Annotated in this window: 12 protein-coding genes and 1 pseudogene; 10 read left to right on the top strand and 3 right to left on the bottom strand. The window is 72.3% G+C overall.

Going from position 1 to position 14,985, the window contains the following annotated elements:
* Nucleotides 1–72 precede the first annotated feature (72 nt).
* From ACWD5D_RS40550 to ACWD5D_RS40540, 3 genes are all read left to right on the top strand, one after another.
* Nucleotides 73–696 carry a GntR family transcriptional regulator gene (locus ACWD5D_RS40550; protein WP_451377767.1) on the top strand — a complete coding sequence of 208 codons (624 nt, stop codon included), beginning with the start codon at nucleotides 73–75 and terminating at the stop codon, nucleotides 694–696.
* Between the two features lie 298 nt (nucleotides 697–994).
* Nucleotides 995–3,706, top strand: coding sequence for a pyruvate dehydrogenase (acetyl-transferring), homodimeric type (gene aceE / locus ACWD5D_RS40545; protein WP_451377766.1), 2,712 nt, complete (start codon nucleotides 995–997; stop codon nucleotides 3,704–3,706).
* Nucleotides 3,707–3,866: 160 nt separating this feature from the next.
* Nucleotides 3,867–4,385, top strand: a complete 519-nt coding sequence (locus tag ACWD5D_RS40540; RefSeq protein WP_451377793.1) for a DUF4240 domain-containing protein — start codon at nucleotides 3,867–3,869, stop codon at nucleotides 4,383–4,385.
* 217 nt (nucleotides 4,386–4,602) lie between these two features.
* Here the strand turns inward: ACWD5D_RS40540 and ACWD5D_RS40535 are convergent.
* A pseudogene (locus ACWD5D_RS40535) lies at nucleotides 4,603–5,400 on the bottom strand (peptidoglycan recognition protein family protein); the annotation flags it as partial.
* A gap of 206 nt (nucleotides 5,401–5,606) precedes the next feature.
* Here ACWD5D_RS40535 and ACWD5D_RS40530 point away from each other — a divergent pair.
* Nucleotides 5,607–6,800, top strand: coding sequence for a MarP family serine protease (locus ACWD5D_RS40530; protein WP_451377765.1), 1,194 nt, complete (start codon nucleotides 5,607–5,609; stop codon nucleotides 6,798–6,800).
* Between the two features lie 32 nt (nucleotides 6,801–6,832).
* Here ACWD5D_RS40530 and ACWD5D_RS40525 read toward each other — a convergent pair whose 3' ends face one another.
* Nucleotides 6,833–7,321, bottom strand: coding sequence for an N-acetyltransferase family protein (locus ACWD5D_RS40525; protein ID WP_451377764.1), 489 nt, complete (start codon nucleotides 7,319–7,321; stop codon nucleotides 6,833–6,835).
* Between the two features lie 82 nt (nucleotides 7,322–7,403).
* Here ACWD5D_RS40525 and ACWD5D_RS40520 point away from each other — a divergent pair, with 82 nt between their 5' ends.
* Entirely contained in the window at nucleotides 7,404–8,300 is an 897-nt protein-coding gene (locus ACWD5D_RS40520) for a TIGR01777 family oxidoreductase (RefSeq protein ID WP_451377763.1), read from the top strand.
* Nucleotides 8,301–8,463: 163 nt separating this feature from the next.
* Nucleotides 8,464–9,828: an NAD(P)/FAD-dependent oxidoreductase gene (locus ACWD5D_RS40515; RefSeq protein WP_451377762.1), complete on the top strand. Its 1,365-nt coding sequence runs from the start codon at nucleotides 8,464–8,466 to the stop codon at nucleotides 9,826–9,828.
* 150 nt (nucleotides 9,829–9,978) lie between these two features.
* On the opposite strand, the gene ACWD5D_RS40510 is transcribed toward ACWD5D_RS40515, so the two are convergent.
* Nucleotides 9,979–11,463, bottom strand: a complete 1,485-nt coding sequence (locus ACWD5D_RS40510; protein WP_451377761.1) for a regulator — start codon at nucleotides 11,461–11,463, stop codon at nucleotides 9,979–9,981.
* A 265-nt stretch (nucleotides 11,464–11,728) separates the two neighbouring features.
* On the opposite strand from ACWD5D_RS40510, the gene lipB reads away from it, so the two are divergent.
* From lipB to ACWD5D_RS40490, 4 genes are all read left to right on the top strand, one after another.
* Nucleotides 11,729–12,526: a lipoyl(octanoyl) transferase LipB gene (gene lipB, locus ACWD5D_RS40505; RefSeq protein WP_451377760.1), complete on the top strand. Its 798-nt coding sequence runs from the start codon at nucleotides 11,729–11,731 to the stop codon at nucleotides 12,524–12,526.
* Nucleotides 12,527–12,650: 124 nt separating this feature from the next.
* Complete coding sequence (gene lipA, locus ACWD5D_RS40500; RefSeq protein ID WP_451377759.1) at nucleotides 12,651–13,616, top strand: lipoyl synthase; 966 nt, start codon at nucleotides 12,651–12,653, stop codon at nucleotides 13,614–13,616.
* A 226-nt stretch (nucleotides 13,617–13,842) separates the two neighbouring features.
* Complete coding sequence (locus tag ACWD5D_RS40495) at nucleotides 13,843–14,040, top strand: SCO2195 family GlnR-regulated protein (protein WP_451377758.1); 198 nt, start codon at nucleotides 13,843–13,845, stop codon at nucleotides 14,038–14,040.
* Nucleotides 14,041–14,136: 96 nt separating this feature from the next.
* Nucleotides 14,137–14,841, top strand: a complete 705-nt coding sequence (locus tag ACWD5D_RS40490; protein ID WP_451377757.1) for a DUF4191 domain-containing protein — start codon at nucleotides 14,137–14,139, stop codon at nucleotides 14,839–14,841.
* Nucleotides 14,842–14,985: the final 144 nt, after the last annotated feature.

Raw genomic sequence — 14,985 nt, 5'->3', positions numbered from 1 at the left:
ACCCCCGTCGGCCCCACCAGCGGAGCGAACCCGCCGTATTGTCTAAACGTCAGCCCTCCCTAAGGAGCCCTCATGACCGCGCCCGTCGTCCACTCGCTGCGCGAACAGATCCGCGAGCACATCGTGGAGGGGATCGTCAGCGGGCGCTGGCAGCCGGGTGAGCGCATCGTGGAGCGGCGGATCGCGACCGAGCTGGAGGTCAGCCAGACCCCGGTCCGCGAGGCGCTGCGCGAGCTGGAGTCGCTGCGCCTGATCGAGTCCGCGCCGAACAAGGGCGTGCGGGTCCGCAACCTGACCGCGGCGGACCTGGAGGAGAGCTACCCGGTCCGGGCCGGCCTGGAGGCCATCGCGGCGGAGCTGGCCGCCGAACGCCTCGCGGTGGACTGCTCGGCCCTGGAGTCGCACGTGCTGGCCCTGTACGAGGCCGACCGCGCCGCCGACGGCACCGCCCAGGTCCGCCACACGGTCGACTTCCACCGGGAACTCGTGCGCGCCGCCGGCAACTCGGTGCTGCTGCACACCTGGGAAGGGCTCGGCATCGAGGTCTTCACGGCGCTGTCCATCCGCTGGCTGGGCACGGTCCAGCAGTCGTACGCGGAGGAGCACGAGGAGCTGGTGCAGGCCTTCAAGCGCCGGGATCCGCAGATCGCGGAGCTGGTGAAGGCGCACGTCCTCGGCTGCGCGCCGCGCGCTTGATCCAGGAGAGCGTGCCCCCGCTCATACGCCGCCCCACCTGCGAAAACAAGGCGATTCCGCGTCACCGGGTGCCAGGGACGAAGGCACCGCGTGCCGACTTTCTCGGAATCGAGACTTTTTGACCTTCGACCCTTTGATCGATCATCGATCAGGGAGTTAGAGTCACCGACGGACACGCGACGGAGTCGCACATCGACGCCGCCACCGAAGTCCGCCTGCCCTGTCCTGCCAAAGACCTAGGGCAACCCCCGACCCCTTTACCCATGAGGGAACCCCTTCGACTGAGGAAGGCGGCGACATGACCGACCCCAAGGCCATCCAGCCGAGCGCGCTCGACCAGCTCCCGGACCGCGACCCGGAGGAGACCGCCGAATGGCAGGCCTCTCTCGACGCCGTCACGAGGGAGGCCGGGCCGCATCGCGCCGCATACCTGATGCGGCGCACGCTGGAGCGCGCCGAGGCGGGCGGCATCGCGCTGCCGAAGCTCCTCGAGACCGACTACGTCAACACCATCCCCACCTCCGCCGAGCCGGGCCTGCCCGGTGACCCGGAGATGGAAGCCCGCATCACCGGGTGGAACCGCTGGAACGCGGCCGCCATGGTGACCCGCGGCGCCAAGCACGGCGTCGGCGGCCACATCGCCACCTTCGCCTCCGCGGCCTGGCTCTACGAGACCGGCTTCAACCACTTCTTCAAGGGCAAGGAATCCCAGGAGGCCGCCGGCTCCGGCGACCAGCTGTACATCCAGGGCCACGCCTCCCCCGGCATCTACGCCCGCGCCTTCCTCGACGGCCGCCTGACCGAGGCCCACCTGGACAACTTCCGTCAGGAGTCCGGCGGCAACGGCCTGCCGTCGTACCCGCACCCGCGCCGGCTGCCCTGGCTGTGGGAGTTCCCGACGGTGTCCATGGGCCTCGGCCCGCTGTCGGCGATCTACCAGGCGCGCTTCAACCGCTACCTCACCAACCGCGGCATCAAGGACGTCTCCGCCTCGCACGTGTGGGCGTTCCTCGGCGACGGCGAGATGGACGAGCCGGAGTCGACGGCGGCCCTCGCGCTCGCCGCCCGTGAGGAGCTGGACAACCTCACCTTCGTCATCAACTGCAACCTGCAGCGCCTCGACGGCCCGGTCCGCGCCAACTTCAAGATCGTGCAGGAGCTGGAGGCCCAGTTCCGCGGCGCCGGCTGGAACGTCGTCAAGACGCTGTGGGGCACCGCCTGGGACGAGCTGTTCGCCCTCGACACCACGGGCGCGCTCGTACGCCGCCTGCGCGAGGTACCGGACGCGCAGATCCAGACCTACCAGACCCGCGACGCCGCCTACATCCGCGCCGACTTCTTCGGCAAGGACCCGGCGCTCGCCGAGATGGCGAAGCTGCTGAGCGACGACAAGATCCTCGAGTGCTTCCACCTCTCGCGCGGTGGTCACGAGGCCCGCAAGGTCTACGCCGCGTACAAGGCCGCCGTCGAGCACAAGGGCGCGCCGACCGTGATCCTGGCCCAGACGGTCAAGGGCCACACCCTCGGCGACGGCTTCGCGTCGAAGAACGCCAACCACCAGATGAAGAAGCTGACGGTGGACGAGTTCAAGTCGATGCGGGACCTGCTCGACCTGCCGATCAAGGACAGCGACTTCGTCGACGGCGTGGTGCCTTACGGCCACCCGGGCGCCGACTCCCCCGAGGTCCGCTACCTCCAGGAGCGCCGCGCGGCCCTCGGCGGCCCGGCCCCGGCCCGTCGTACGCACGCGCTGGCCCCGCTGCCCGCCCCCGCCGAGAAGGCCTTCGCCTCCTTCGACAAGGGCTCCGGCTCGCAGAACGTGGCCACCACCATGGCCTTCGTCCGCCTCGTCAAGGACCTGGTCCGCGACAAGGAGACGGGCAAGCGCTGGGTGCCGATCGTCCCCGACGAGGCGCGCACCTTCGGTATGGAGAGCCTCTTCCCGTCCCTCGGCATCTACTCGCCGAAGGGCCAGACGTACGAGCCGGTCGACCGCGACCAGCTGATGTACTACAAGGAGGCCAAGAACGGTCAGATCCTCAACGAGGGGATCACCGAGGCCGGTTCGATGGCCGACTTCATCGCCGCGTCCAGCGCGTACGCGACGCACGGCGAGGCGATGATCCCGTTCTACATCTTCTACTCGATGTTCGGCTGGCAGCGCACGGCCGACCAGATGTGGCAGCTCGGCGACCAGCTCGGCCGCGGCTTCCTCGTCGGCGCGACCGCCGGCCGTACGACCCTGACCGGCGAGGGCCTCCAGCACGCCGACGGCCACTCCCCGGTGATCGCGGCCACCAACCCGGCGGCGCTGACGTACGACCCCGCGTTCGCCTACGAGATCGCGGTGATCGTCCGTGAGGGTCTGCGCCGGATGTACGGCGAAGCCAGGCCGGGCGAGGACCAGAACGTCTTCTACTACCTGACGGTCTACAACGAGCCGATGCCGCAGCCGGCCAAGCCGGCCGGGCTCGGCATCGACGAGGGCATCGTCAAGGGTCTGTACCGCTTCAACACGGCGGAGTCCGCCGGCGTCACCGCCGCCGCCAACGCCCCGCGCATCCAACTGCTGAGCTCCGGTACGGCGATCCACTGGGCCCTTCAGGCGCAGAAGCTGCTCGCCGACGACTGGGGTGTGGCCGCCGACGTGTGGTCCGCGACCTCCTGGTCGGAGCTGCGCCGGGACGCCCTGGAGGCCGACGCGGCCCTGCTGCGCGGCGAGGAGCGCGTGCCGTACGTCCGCCAGGCCCTGCAGGGCGCCGAGGGCCCGGTCCTCGCCGTCTCCGACTACATGCGCCAGGTCCCGGACCAGATCGCGCAGTGGGTCGAGCAGGACTGGTCCTCGCTGGGCGCGGACGGCTTCGGCCTCTCCGACACCCGCGAGGCCGCCCGCCGCCACTTCGGTGTCGACGCCGAGTCGATCGTCGTCGCCGCCCTGGCCCAGCTCGCCAGGCGCGGCGAGATCAAGGCCACGGCGGTGAAGGAGGCCCGGGACAAGTACGGGCTGTGACCGTCCAGGTCCGGTGAGGGGGTACGGCAGCCGCCGTACCCCCTCTTCGCCGTCGGTTCCGTCGGTGCTGTACGGACGTACGGACACCTGATAACGATCCGCCGCACTCCGGCGCACTCCACGTGCGGCCCACCGGCTCAGGCCCGATGCTGGTCCCGTGATGGACGAGACGGAGTTCTGGGCGCTGATCGACGCCACCCGCGAGGCCGCCGAGGGCGACCCCGAGGAGCAGGCGGACCTGCTGGTCGACCGGCTGCTCCAGCTGGACCCGGAGATGGTCCTGGACTTCGCCCGTCACTTCGAGGCCCGCTACAACCGCGCCTACCGCTGGGACCTGTGGGGTGCCGCCTGGGTGCTGCTGGACGGGGCCAGCGACGACGCGTTCGACTTCTTCCGCTGCTGGCTGATCGGCGCCGGCCGGGAGGTCTTCGAGGGCGCCCTGCACGACCCGGACGCCCTCGCCGACCTGCTGGACGACTTCGACGAGGAGATCGACGGGGACGGCGAGGAGCTGGGCTACGCCGCCGACGAGGCGTACGAGCAGCTCACCGGGACCGTCGCCCCGGATCTGGGCATCGCCCCGGCCCCCTCGGAACCGGAGGGCACACCGGTCGACCTGGAGAACGACCGGGTGCTCGCCGAGCGGTATCCCCGGCTGTGGGAGCGCTTCAGGGACTGACGCCGCCGGCTGGAAGCGGGGTGAGGACCGACTCCGGCAGGGGCTTCGGCATGGGCGTCCCGGGACTGGCCGCGGGCATCTGGGGCGTCGTCGTGGTCGTCAGGGGAATGTCCGCGTTCGACCGGGGGTCCACTGTGGGTGTGCCGTCACCGACCGCCGGTGCCGGCGGCCGGGTGCCCGCCGCGGGCGTCCGGGGACGGGCCGGTGTCGGGGGGAGACGGCCCTGCAGCCGGGCCGCGGCCTCCCGGATGGAGGGCAGCCGGGCGCTCAGGGCGGCGCCGGGGCAGCTGGTCGGGTAGCCGTCGTTGTGGCCGGAGACGGCGAGCAGGGTGGCGGTGGTGCCGGCCTTGTAGCGGCTGAGGCCGTTGCTGGAGACGAGGCGGACGCCGGCGCGCGGGTCGATGTCGGCGAGGCCCAGTTTCCAGGCGGCGACGCGGGCGATCGCGTCGGTCATGGCCCGGGGCACGGGGACGCCCGCGGTGAAGGTGCCGAGGGCCGCGATGCCGGCGGTGCGGTGGTTGAAGCCCTGGGTGTGGGCGCCGGTGACGGCCAGCTCGGTACCTCCGGCGCGGCCCTCGTAGATGGTGCCGCAGCGGTCGACGAGGAAGTTGTAGCCGATGTCGTCCCAGTCGCGGGCGCCGGTCTGGCCCGAGTACAGGGAGCGGATGATGCGCGGTGTGTCGGCGCAGTCGTAGCCGTTGGGCGAGTCGGTGTGGTGGACGAAGACGGCGATCACCTTGTCGTCGTAGCGCGGCGGCGGCTGGGTGCGCTGGGTGGTGCTGTCCAGCCAGGAGGAGCGCGGCACGATGACCGGGCGGGCCGCGCGGTGCGGCGTCGCGGCCTGGGCGGGGGCGGGCCGGGCGACCTGGGCGGTGTCGGTGCTCTCGTAGCCCTGGGCGCTCAGGATCAGTGCGAGAACGGCGGCCAGGCCGGGCAGACTGCCGAGCAGGACGAGGACGGGACGGGGCACGGGTAGGGGCACGGCTCGCCACTTGCGTGGTCCGGGCCCTCGCATGAGACGCATGCGCCCACTCTCGGACCGGTCCGCCCCGTTCGCGACGTGTGACGTGCCACCTGGCGGAACCATCCCCCAGGTGCAGGACGTTTCTGGAGATACACGCACTCGTGCACCGCACGGCCCCGGGTGGCCGCTTCGGAGCGCATGACTGATCATCGGGCCTGTCCCGCCCGTACTGGAGGGTCCGAGAGAAAGGCGGCTCCGTGGACCTGCTCGACCTGGTGCTCGTACTGGTGCTCGTCCTCTACGCGGCGTCCGGCTACCGGCGTGGGCTGGTGGCCGGATGCGTGTCGCTGGCCGGGTTCGTGGGCGGCGCGGTCATCGGCGTGTGGGCGCTGCCCTGGGTGACCGGGCTGGCGACGCGCGGCTCGGCGACGGCGACGGTGCTGGCCGTGCTGACGGTGCTGGTGCCGGGCATGGTGGGGCACGAGCTGGCGGGCCGGCTGGCGCTGCGGCTGCGCCATGAGCTGGACCGGGCCGGCCGGGGTCCGCTGCGGGTGGCGGACGGGATCGGGGGCGCGGCGGCCAACACGGTCGCCGTACTGATCGTGGCCTGGGTCGCGGCGAGCGTGCTGGGGGCGGCGCCGTCCCAGACGCTGACGACGCAGATCCGGAACTCGGCGCTGCTCGGCGCGGTGCAGCGGACGATGCCGGAGACGACGCCGACGTGGTTCTCGCGGGCCACCTCCGCGCTGACCGAGGCGGGGTTCCCGCAGGTCTTCAACCCGTTCGAGAACGAGTCGACGGCCCAGGTGGCCAAGCCCTCCGGCGACAGCGTCACGGCGGAGGCGACGCAGGCGGCCAGGCTGAGCACGGTGAAGATCGAGGGTGCCTCCGGGACCGAGGGCCGCGAGGGCAGCGGCTTCGTCTACGCGCCGCAGCACGTGATGACGAACGCGCACGTGGTGGCCGGCATCGACGACCCGAGCGTGCGGGTGGGCGGGGTCGGGCGGTCGTACGAGGCGCGGGTGGTGCTCTTCGACCCCGCCCGGGACGTGGCGGTGCTGTACGTGCCCCGGCTGCGCGCCCCCGTGCTGCGGTTCGACGGTCTCGCGAGCCGCGGCCAGGCGGCGGTGGTCGCGGGCTATCCGCAGGACGGCAGCCTGAACCTCCAGGCGGCGACGGTGGGCAACCGGGTGCGGGCGACCGGCCAGAACATCTACAACGACGGCACGGTCACCCGGGAGATCTACTCCATCCGCTCGACGGTCCGGCCGGGCAACTCCGGCGGCCCGCTGCTGACCACCGGCGGCCGGGTGTTCGGCGTGGTCTTCGCCCGCTCCACCACGGACTCCGAGACGGGGTACGCGCTCACGGCGGACGAGGTGGCGGACGACGCCACGCGGGCGGCGACGGCCACGGCGCCGGTGGACACGGGCGAGCTGGTGACGTCGTAGGAGCCGAGCCTCGCGACGCGTCGCCGTCGGGCTTACAGAGAGCGGCCCATGAGCACGTCGTCGACGTAGGCGCCGGCCAGGAAGAACTCCTCCGGCTGGATTCCCTCGACGACGAACCCCTCGGACTCGTACAGCTTGCGGGCCGGGGTGTTGTGGCCGAGCACGCGCAGGGTGAGTCGTCGGGCCCCGCGCCGGCGTGCCTCGTCGACGGCGGCCCGGATCAGCCGCCGCCCGACGCCCAGGCCGCGTGCCGTCTCGGCGACGGCGAACCCCTGGATCGACAGGACGTGCGTGTTCGAGGCGAGCCGGGTGGGGTGGGCGAGGCGGATGTATCCGGCGATGCCCTCGTCGAGTGCGGCGACGAGGAAGTCGGCCGGCGGATGGCTCTCGTCGAACAACGGCGTGTACGGCGGCTGCGGCTCGGGCGTCACCGCGTGCAGGGTGGACCATGTGGCGCGGTCGAGGGCGGACAGTTCCGGTTCGTCGTCGTCCACGGCGACGCGTATGTACGGCTCGGGCATGGCGATCACTCTACGGCGGCCGTTCCCGGACACTCGCCCGGTTTTCCACGGAACCCGGGGCCTGCGCGCGCATGCTGGGGTCATGCAGCGTTCAAGAGTCGCGGTGGCGGGTGCGTCCGGTCTGATCGGCAGCGCTCTGGTGCGGTCCCTGACCGCCGACGGGCACGAGGTGGTGCGGCTGGTCCGCCGTGGGGCGCGAGGAGGGCAGGAGGTCTGCTGGGATCCCGAGGGGAGTTACGTGGACATGGCGGGGCTGGCCGGCTGCGACGTGGTGGTCAATCTGGCCGGGGCCGGGGTGGGCGACCACCGCTGGACGCCGGAGTACAAGCGGCGGATCCGGGACAGCCGGGTGCTGGGCACGGCGGCGCTGGCGGAGGCGGTGGCCGCGCTGCCCGAACCGCCGCGGGTGTTCGTGAACGGCAGCGCGATCGGCATCTACGGCGACACCGGTGACCGGGTCGTGGACGAGGACACGCCTCCCGGGGACGGCTTCCTCGCCTCGGTGTGCGTGGAGTGGGAGGAGGCCGCCGCGCCCGCCGAGGAGGCGGGGGTGCGCACGGTGTTCCCGCGCACCGGGCTGGTGGTGGCCCGGTCGGGCGGGGCCTGGGGGCGGCTGTTCCCGCTGTTCCGGGCGGGGCTCGGGGGGCGCCTGGGGGACGGCCGGCAGTACTGGTCGTACATCGCGCTGCAGGACGAGGTCGCCGCGATCCGTTATCTCATCGATCACGACGAGCTGTCCGGGCCGTTCAACCTGACCGCGCCCGAGCCGCTGACGAACCGTGAGATCACCGCGGCGATGGGGCGGGTGCTGCACCGGCCGACGGTGTTCACGGTGCCGGCGCCGGTGCTGCGGACGGCGCTCGGCGAGATGGCCGGGGATGTGCTCGGCAGCCAGCGGGTGGTGCCGAAGCGGTTGTCGGAGTCGGGGTTCCGGTTCGCGTTCCCGGGGATCGAGGATGCGGTGCGCGCAGCGGCGTGAGCGCGCATATGTGACCGTATGCGACCTCCATGCGACCGTGCCCTGTTGATGCGCGACTGCTCCTGGCCGATCACGGACCTAACCTCGAGCCGAACTCGAGTATCCCTGGAGCCTGTTGGGGGCATGACGTCTCCACCGGCCGCGCAACCACAGGAGGGGCCTCGTGCTTGAGCCCGCGTACCAGGTGGACGTCGTCATCGTGGGAGCCGGGATCGCCGGACTCTCGGCGGCCCGTCGGCTCACCAGCGCAGGAGTAACCACCGCAGTCCTGGAGGCCGCCCCGTACCCGGGCGGCCGTATGTCGACCGAGAAGGTCGACGGCTTCCGGCTCGACCGCATCGGGCAGTTGCTGTCCACGTCCTATCCCGAACTCGGCCTGACCCCGGGGCTCGAGTCGCTCGCCCTGCGCCGCTTCGCCCCCGGCGTCCTGCTGCACCACGACGGGCGCAGGCACCGTGCGGGCGCCCCGGCGGCCAGAGGGAGCGCAAGGGGCGCACTCCATGTGGCGCGCGCTCTTGCGAGCGCCCCCAGGGGGCCGGCGGCGTCCCCGGGGCGGGTGAGTGCGCCGGTGGGCGGCGCCGTCGACCAGGCCCGGCTCGGCACCGCGCTGGGCCGGATCGCGGCCACGCCCGTCGAACGCCTGCTGTCCCGACCGGAGTTGCCCGCCGCGCAGGCTCTGGCGGCACACGGGTTGCCCGCCCGCACCATCGAGGGCTTCCTGCGCCCGTTGCTCACCGCGCTGCTCTGCGACCCCGAGCTGAGCACGTCCAGCCGGTGCGCCGACCTGGCGCTGCGCTCGTTCGCGAGCGGGCGGCTGTGCGTGCCGGAGGGGGGTGCCGAGGCGCTGCCGGAGCTGCTGGCCGGAGCGCTGCCGCCCAGCACCGTGCACACCGGGGTGCGGGTCACCTCCGTGTCCACGACCTCGGTGACCACCGCCGAGCACGGGGTGATCCGCTGCCGTGCGGTGCTGCTGGCGACCGACGCGCGGGCGGCGGCCGAGCTGCTGCCGGGCCTGCGGGTGCCGGACTTCCACCCGGTGACGGTCGTCCACCACACCACGGACGACCAGGGCCCGGCACTCTGCGCGGACACGTCGCTGCTCCTGGACGCCGACCGTGGCGGACCGGTGGCCCACACGGCCGTGCTCAGCTCCGTCGACCCCAGCCGGGCGCCCGCCGGGCGGCTGCTGATCTCCTCGACCGTGCTCGGCCGCCCGCCCGAGGACCTCGACACCGCGGTACGCATCCACCTCTCCCGGCTCTACGGCACCTCGACGCGGCGCTGGGAGACGCTGGCCGTCCACCACACCCCCGAGGCCGTCCCCACGATGCGCCCCCCGCACGACCTGCGCCGCCCCGTACGCCTTCTGGCCGGCCTCTACGTCTGCGGCGACCACCGCGACACCAGCACCGTCCAGGGCGCCCTCCACTCCGCCCACCGCGCCACGACCGCCATCCTGCGCGATCTGGCCGCGACAACCCCGATGCGGCACGCGGACCCGACCCCGACCTTGCCGAAGGCGGCATAAAGCCCCGGAAGAAGCCCCCGGAGGAAGCGCCCCGAAAGGGGCGCGGGCCCCATCCGACATGCGGCTCCGCCGGGGGCACGTCGAGCCACGACGACGTGTCACCCGGCGAACGACCGCCACCCGCGACGGCTCAAGCGCCGCACGGCCCCCTCACCCGAGAGCCGCGACCTTCTCGCGATACCCCCGCACCGGTGCCGCGTCCTTGTACGGCTCCAAGCGGCGCTCGAAGTCCCTCAGGTACTCGTGCGCCCGCGCGGAGCGCATCTCGGCGGCCTGGCCCGCGGCCTCGGCCGCCAGGGCGCAGGCCTGGTCGAGTTCGCCGAGGCCAAGGCAGGCGGTGGCGAGGACGACACGGCAGAAGAGCCGGCTGCGGGCGTAGGAGGGGGCGCGCAGCTGGAGGGAGCGTTCCGCGTGCTGGGCGGCGGCCCGGTACTGCTGCAGGTCGCGGTGGCAGTGCGCGAACTCGCCGGCCAGCTGCGCCTCGTCGACGAAGCGCGCCCAGTACGGCACCTCGTCCCCGGGCCCCGCCGCCTCCAGGGCGCGCTCGGCCCGCACCAGGGCGCTCGTGCACGCCCGCACCTCGCCGAGCACACCGTGCGCCCGCGCCTCGGCGGTGTGCAGCAGCGCCTGCACGACCGGGGGCGCGCCGGTGCCGACCCCCTGCTGCGCGACCCGCGCCAGCTGCACGGCCTCCCTGCCGTGCCCGAGGTGGACGGCCTGGCGGCTCATGGTGACCAGCGCGTACGAGCCGTACGTGCGGTCCCCGGCCGCCTGGGCCAGCCGCAGGGCCTGCACGAAGTAGCGCTGGGCGAGTCCGTGCGCGGCGATGTCGAAGGACGTCCAGCCGGCGAGGCGGGTGAGGTCGGCGGCCGCTGCGAACAGGCGGCGGCCGGTCTGCTCGCCGTACACCCCGCGCAGCATCGGCTCGCACTCGTGCTCCAGATAGCGCACCAGCGCCTGGCGCGCGTGCCCGCCGCCGTACTGGTCGTCGAGGGTGCGGAACAGCTCCCCGACCGAGCGCAGCGCGGCGATGTCGCCGCCGCCGACCCGGTGCCCGGGTGCGCGCTCGGCATGGCCGCGGGGGCGGGGCGGGGCGAGCACGGCCTCGGGCCGGTCCTTGGCGCCCGGCCGGTCCCGGCCGGCGCCGGTCCGGCCCTGGGCGGGCACCCGGGGCACCGCCTCGCGGGCCACCCGGTCGTCGGGCTTGCCGATCAGCCAGTCCCGGCTGGGCACGACGAGCCCGGCCGGGGTGAAGGCGATCTTGCGCAGCTCGACATGGCTGCCGGAGTCCTTGCGCCACAGCCCGCTGACGATGTCGACGGCCTCCTCGGGGGTCGCCGCGAACTCCAGCCCGGCGTACACCGGCGCACAGGCGTCCAGTCCGAGGTCCTGGGCCGTGAGCCGGCGCCCGAGCCGGCGGGTGAACACCTCGGCGATGAGGGCCGGTGTCGTGCCTCTGGGCTGCTGCCCGCGCAGCCAGCGGGTGACGGACGTCTTGTCGTATCTGAGATCCAGCCCGTGCTCCAGGCCGAGCTGGTCGACGCGACGGGCCAGACCCGCGTTGGAGAACCCCGCCTCTGCGATGAGCGCGGCGAGCTGGCGGTTGGGGGTGCGCTGCGCGGGTCGGTCCGTCATCTGCGGTGCGGTCTCCTGCCTTCCAGGCCTCTGAGGTGCCGGATTGCCCGTGAGCAGCCCTTTTGGCCTCATGAACGGCGCGAATGTAGCGGAGAGTGAGCGTCCGGTCGCACCCTTCCCCGTGCATTCATCCGATCGTGTGAGGATTGCCTGCTGGGCTGACGCGGTCCGGTCGGACGTACAGTGGCGTGGGCGCGATACGTGCCTGACACACCCATCACCGGGAGACCGGGGGTGCCACGGAATGCCAAGGGAGGCGCTTGCCGTGAGTGAGTTGCGGTTCGTCCGCATGGGGTTCGGTGCGGATGCCGTCGAGTACCAGGAGGCGTGGGACGAGCAGCGCCGGATCCACGCGGCCCGGTTCGCCGACGAGATCTCCGACACCGTGCTGCTGCTGGAGCACCCCCCGGTGTACACGGCGGGCCGCCGCACCGAGGACAGCGAGCGCCCCCTCGACGGCACCCCGGTCGTCGACGTGGACCGCGGCGGCAAGATCACCTGGCACGGCCCCGGTCAGCTGGTGGGCTACCCGATCCAGAAGCTGCCCCGCCCGGTGGACGTGGTCGCGCACGTGCGCCGCCTGGAGGAGGCGCTCATCCGCACCTGCGCCGAGTACGGCGTCGAGACCACCCGGGTCGAGGGCCGCAGCGGGGTCTGGGTGCTGGGCGACCCGGTCGAGCGGCGCCCCGCCCTCGGCGGACTCTCCCTGGACCTCGACCCCCGCCTGAACGACGAGGAGTTCGACCCCCGCCTGAACGGGCCGGAGTACGCCCCCTCCAACGCCGGGCAGCGCCGCGAGGACCGCAAGATCGCCGCGATCGGCATCCGCGTCGCCAAGGGCGTCACGATGCACGGCTTCTCCTTCAACGTGAACCCGGACAACCGCTGGTTCGACCGGATCATCCCGTGCGGCATCCGCGACGCGGGCGTCGCCTCGCTCGCAAGCGAGCTGGGCCGGGACATCACGGTCGAGGAGGTCCTGCCGGTCGTGGAGAAACACCTGAAGGACATCCTGGAGAACGCGGACCTCAAGCCTCGCGTGATCGAGAAGGCGTCCGCCTGACGTCAGGAATGCGCCCTGCGGGTCCCTGGTCGGCCTCACAGGTAGGGCTCAATTAGCACGGGCGTACCCTGATGTACGCCGAAGAATCGAAGACCACGTCTAAGCAATCAGCAGGGAGCCGGTCGTGTCCGCAGTCACACCCGACGGACGCAAGATGCTGCGCCTGGAGGTCCGCAACAGCCAGACCCCCATCGAGCGCAAGCCCGAGTGGATCAAGACCCGGGCGAAAATGGGCCCCGAGTACACGAAGATGCAGAGCCTCGTGAAGAGCGAGGGGCTGCACACGGTCTGCCAGGAAGCCGGCTGCCCGAACATCTACGAGTGCTGGGAGGACCGCGAGGCGACCTTCCTCATCGGCGGCGACCAGTGCACCCGGCGCTGTGACTTCTGCCAGATCGACACCGGCAAGCCCGAGGCGCTCGACCGCGACGAGCCGCGCCGCGTCGGCGAGTCCGTTGTCACGATGGACCTGAACTACGCCACCATCACCGGCGTCGCCCGCGACGACCTGGAGGACGGCGGCGCCTGGCTGTACGCGGAGACCGTGCGCCAGATCCACCGGCAGACCGCGGCCCGCGAGGCCGGCCGCACGAAGGTGGAGCTGCTGGCCCCCGACTTCAACGCGGTCCCGGAGCAGCTGGCCGAGGTCTTCGAGTCCCGCCCCGAGGTCTTCGCGCACAACGTCGAGACGGTCCCCCGGATCTTCAAGCGGATCCGCCCCGGCTTCCGCTACGAGCGCTCCCTGAAGGTCATCACAGAGGCCCGCGACTTCGGCCTGGTCACCAAGTCCAACCTGATCCTCGGCATGGGCGAGACCCGCGAGGAGGTCGGCGAGGCGCTGAAGCAGCTGCACGACGCGGGCTGCGAGCTGGTCACCATCACCCAGTACCTGCGCCCCTCCGTGCGCCACCACCCGGTGGAGCGCTGGGTGAAGCCGCAGGAGTTCGTGGAGCTGAAGGAGGAGGCCGAGCAGATCGGCTTCTCCGGTGTGATGTCCGGCCCGCTGGTGCGGTCCTCGTACCGCGCCGGGCGCCTCTACCGGATGGCTGTCGAGAAGCGTGGCACGTACATCGCCGCCCAGGCGGTGTGAGCAAGGCGTGTGAATTCTCGCACAAGTTACTACTGGCCAGTAGTGGCCGAGTCGACGCGGTCCTGACCGTCCTCGCAGATGAGGGCGACCGTCAGGGCCGCGTCAGCGTTTCCGCGCTCCCTATAAAGGTTTCATTGGCGTTTGACCGGTCGGTCACGCCCTGGTAACACCAATGAGTGACCCTGGTATCACACGACGTAGACCCGAACCGAGGGGGACCTCGACCATGCAGGCCGCGCCCGTTCGCGCCACCGCCATCCCGACCTTCACCGGCGCCCTCCGCGCCGTCGAGTCGCTGCTCATGAGCAGCGGCCAGCGCACCGCCCGCCGTAACGCCTGGACCTCCGTGCTGGAGGACCGCCGCCGCGCCAAGGACAGGGTCGAGGCGCAGCGCGTGCTGGAGCAGGCGACCACCCGCTCCTGACCCCACCCCGACCCCCGTACCCCCGCCGCCTCCCCTTCCGCCCCCGACACGGCACTGCCGTCGTGGGCGCTCCGGGGGCCACGTAGACTTCGTGGCATGGCGAGGAAGGAACCCGCGGCGGACGCCGCGAACGCAGGGCGACTGAAGCAGATCGCTCTCACGTACAAGATGACCCGCAAGGCCGACAAGAAGATCGGTCTTGTACTCGCGGCCGTCGGCATCGGCACCCTCGGTGTCTTCCTCGCGATCGGCTTCTTGATCGGTCACCCGGTCTATCTGGGCATCTTCGGTCTGCTGGTCGCGCTGCTGGCGTCGGCGATCGTGTTCGGCCGCCGGGCCGAGCGGGCCGCCTTCGGTCAGATGGAGGGCCAGCCGGGCGCGGCCGCCGCGGTCCTGGACAACATCGGCCGGGGCTGGACGACCACCCCGGCGGTGGCGATGAACCGCAGCCAGGACGTGGTGCACCGCGCGGTCGGCAAGGCCGGCATCGTGCTGGTCGCCGAGGGCAACCCGAACCGGGTGAAGAGCCTGCTGGCCGCCGAGAAGAAGAAGATGAACCGCATCGTGGCGGACGTCCCGGTGCACGACGTGATCGTCGGCAACGGCGAGGGCCAGATCGCGCTGAAGAAGCTGCGCACGACCATGCTGAAGTACCCGCGCGTGCTCACCGGCCCCCAGGTGACCGCCGCCAACGACCGGCTGCGCGCCATGGGCGACCTGATGAGCAACATGCCGGTGCCCAAGGGCCCGATGCCCAAGGGCGCGCGGATGCCGAAGGGCGGCGGCCCGAAGGCCCGCTGAGGTCCCGCGTACGCATACGACGAGGGGGGCGCCCGGAACTGGTTCCGGGCGCCCCCCCCCGGGGAAGGCGGGGCAGGGCGGGGGATTGCGGGGGGGGGGGGGGGGGCGCCCGCCCGCGGACCGCGCCGACCCCCAGAGCGCGCG

Source organism: Streptomyces sp. NPDC002520, assembly GCF_053595235.1.
Note: the sequence above shows the minus strand (reverse complement) of the source record. Positions and strands in the feature narration are given on the sequence as shown.

Bases quoted from the DNA above. Each gene is read 5' to 3' on its own strand.
- ACWD5D_RS40510 (WP_451377761.1), bottom strand. From the start codon at position 11,463: ATGACGGACCGACCCGCGCAGCGCACCCCCAACCGCCAGCTCGCCGCG.
- ACWD5D_RS40550 (WP_451377767.1), top strand. From the start codon at position 73: ATGACCGCGCCCGTCGTCCACTCGCTGCGCGAACAGATCCGCGAGCAC.
- ACWD5D_RS40540 (WP_451377793.1), top strand. From the start codon at position 3,867: ATGGACGAGACGGAGTTCTGGGCGCTGATCGACGCCACCCGCGAGGCC.
- ACWD5D_RS40525 (WP_451377764.1), bottom strand. From the start codon at position 7,321: ATGCCCGAGCCGTACATACGCGTCGCCGTGGACGACGACGAACCGGAA.
- ACWD5D_RS40495 (WP_451377758.1), top strand. From the start codon at position 13,843: ATGCAGGCCGCGCCCGTTCGCGCCACCGCCATCCCGACCTTCACCGGC.
- ACWD5D_RS40490 (WP_451377757.1), top strand. From the start codon at position 14,137: ATGGCGAGGAAGGAACCCGCGGCGGACGCCGCGAACGCAGGGCGACTG.
- aceE (WP_451377766.1), top strand. From the start codon at position 995: ATGACCGACCCCAAGGCCATCCAGCCGAGCGCGCTCGACCAGCTCCCG.
- ACWD5D_RS40520 (WP_451377763.1), top strand. From the start codon at position 7,404: ATGCAGCGTTCAAGAGTCGCGGTGGCGGGTGCGTCCGGTCTGATCGGC.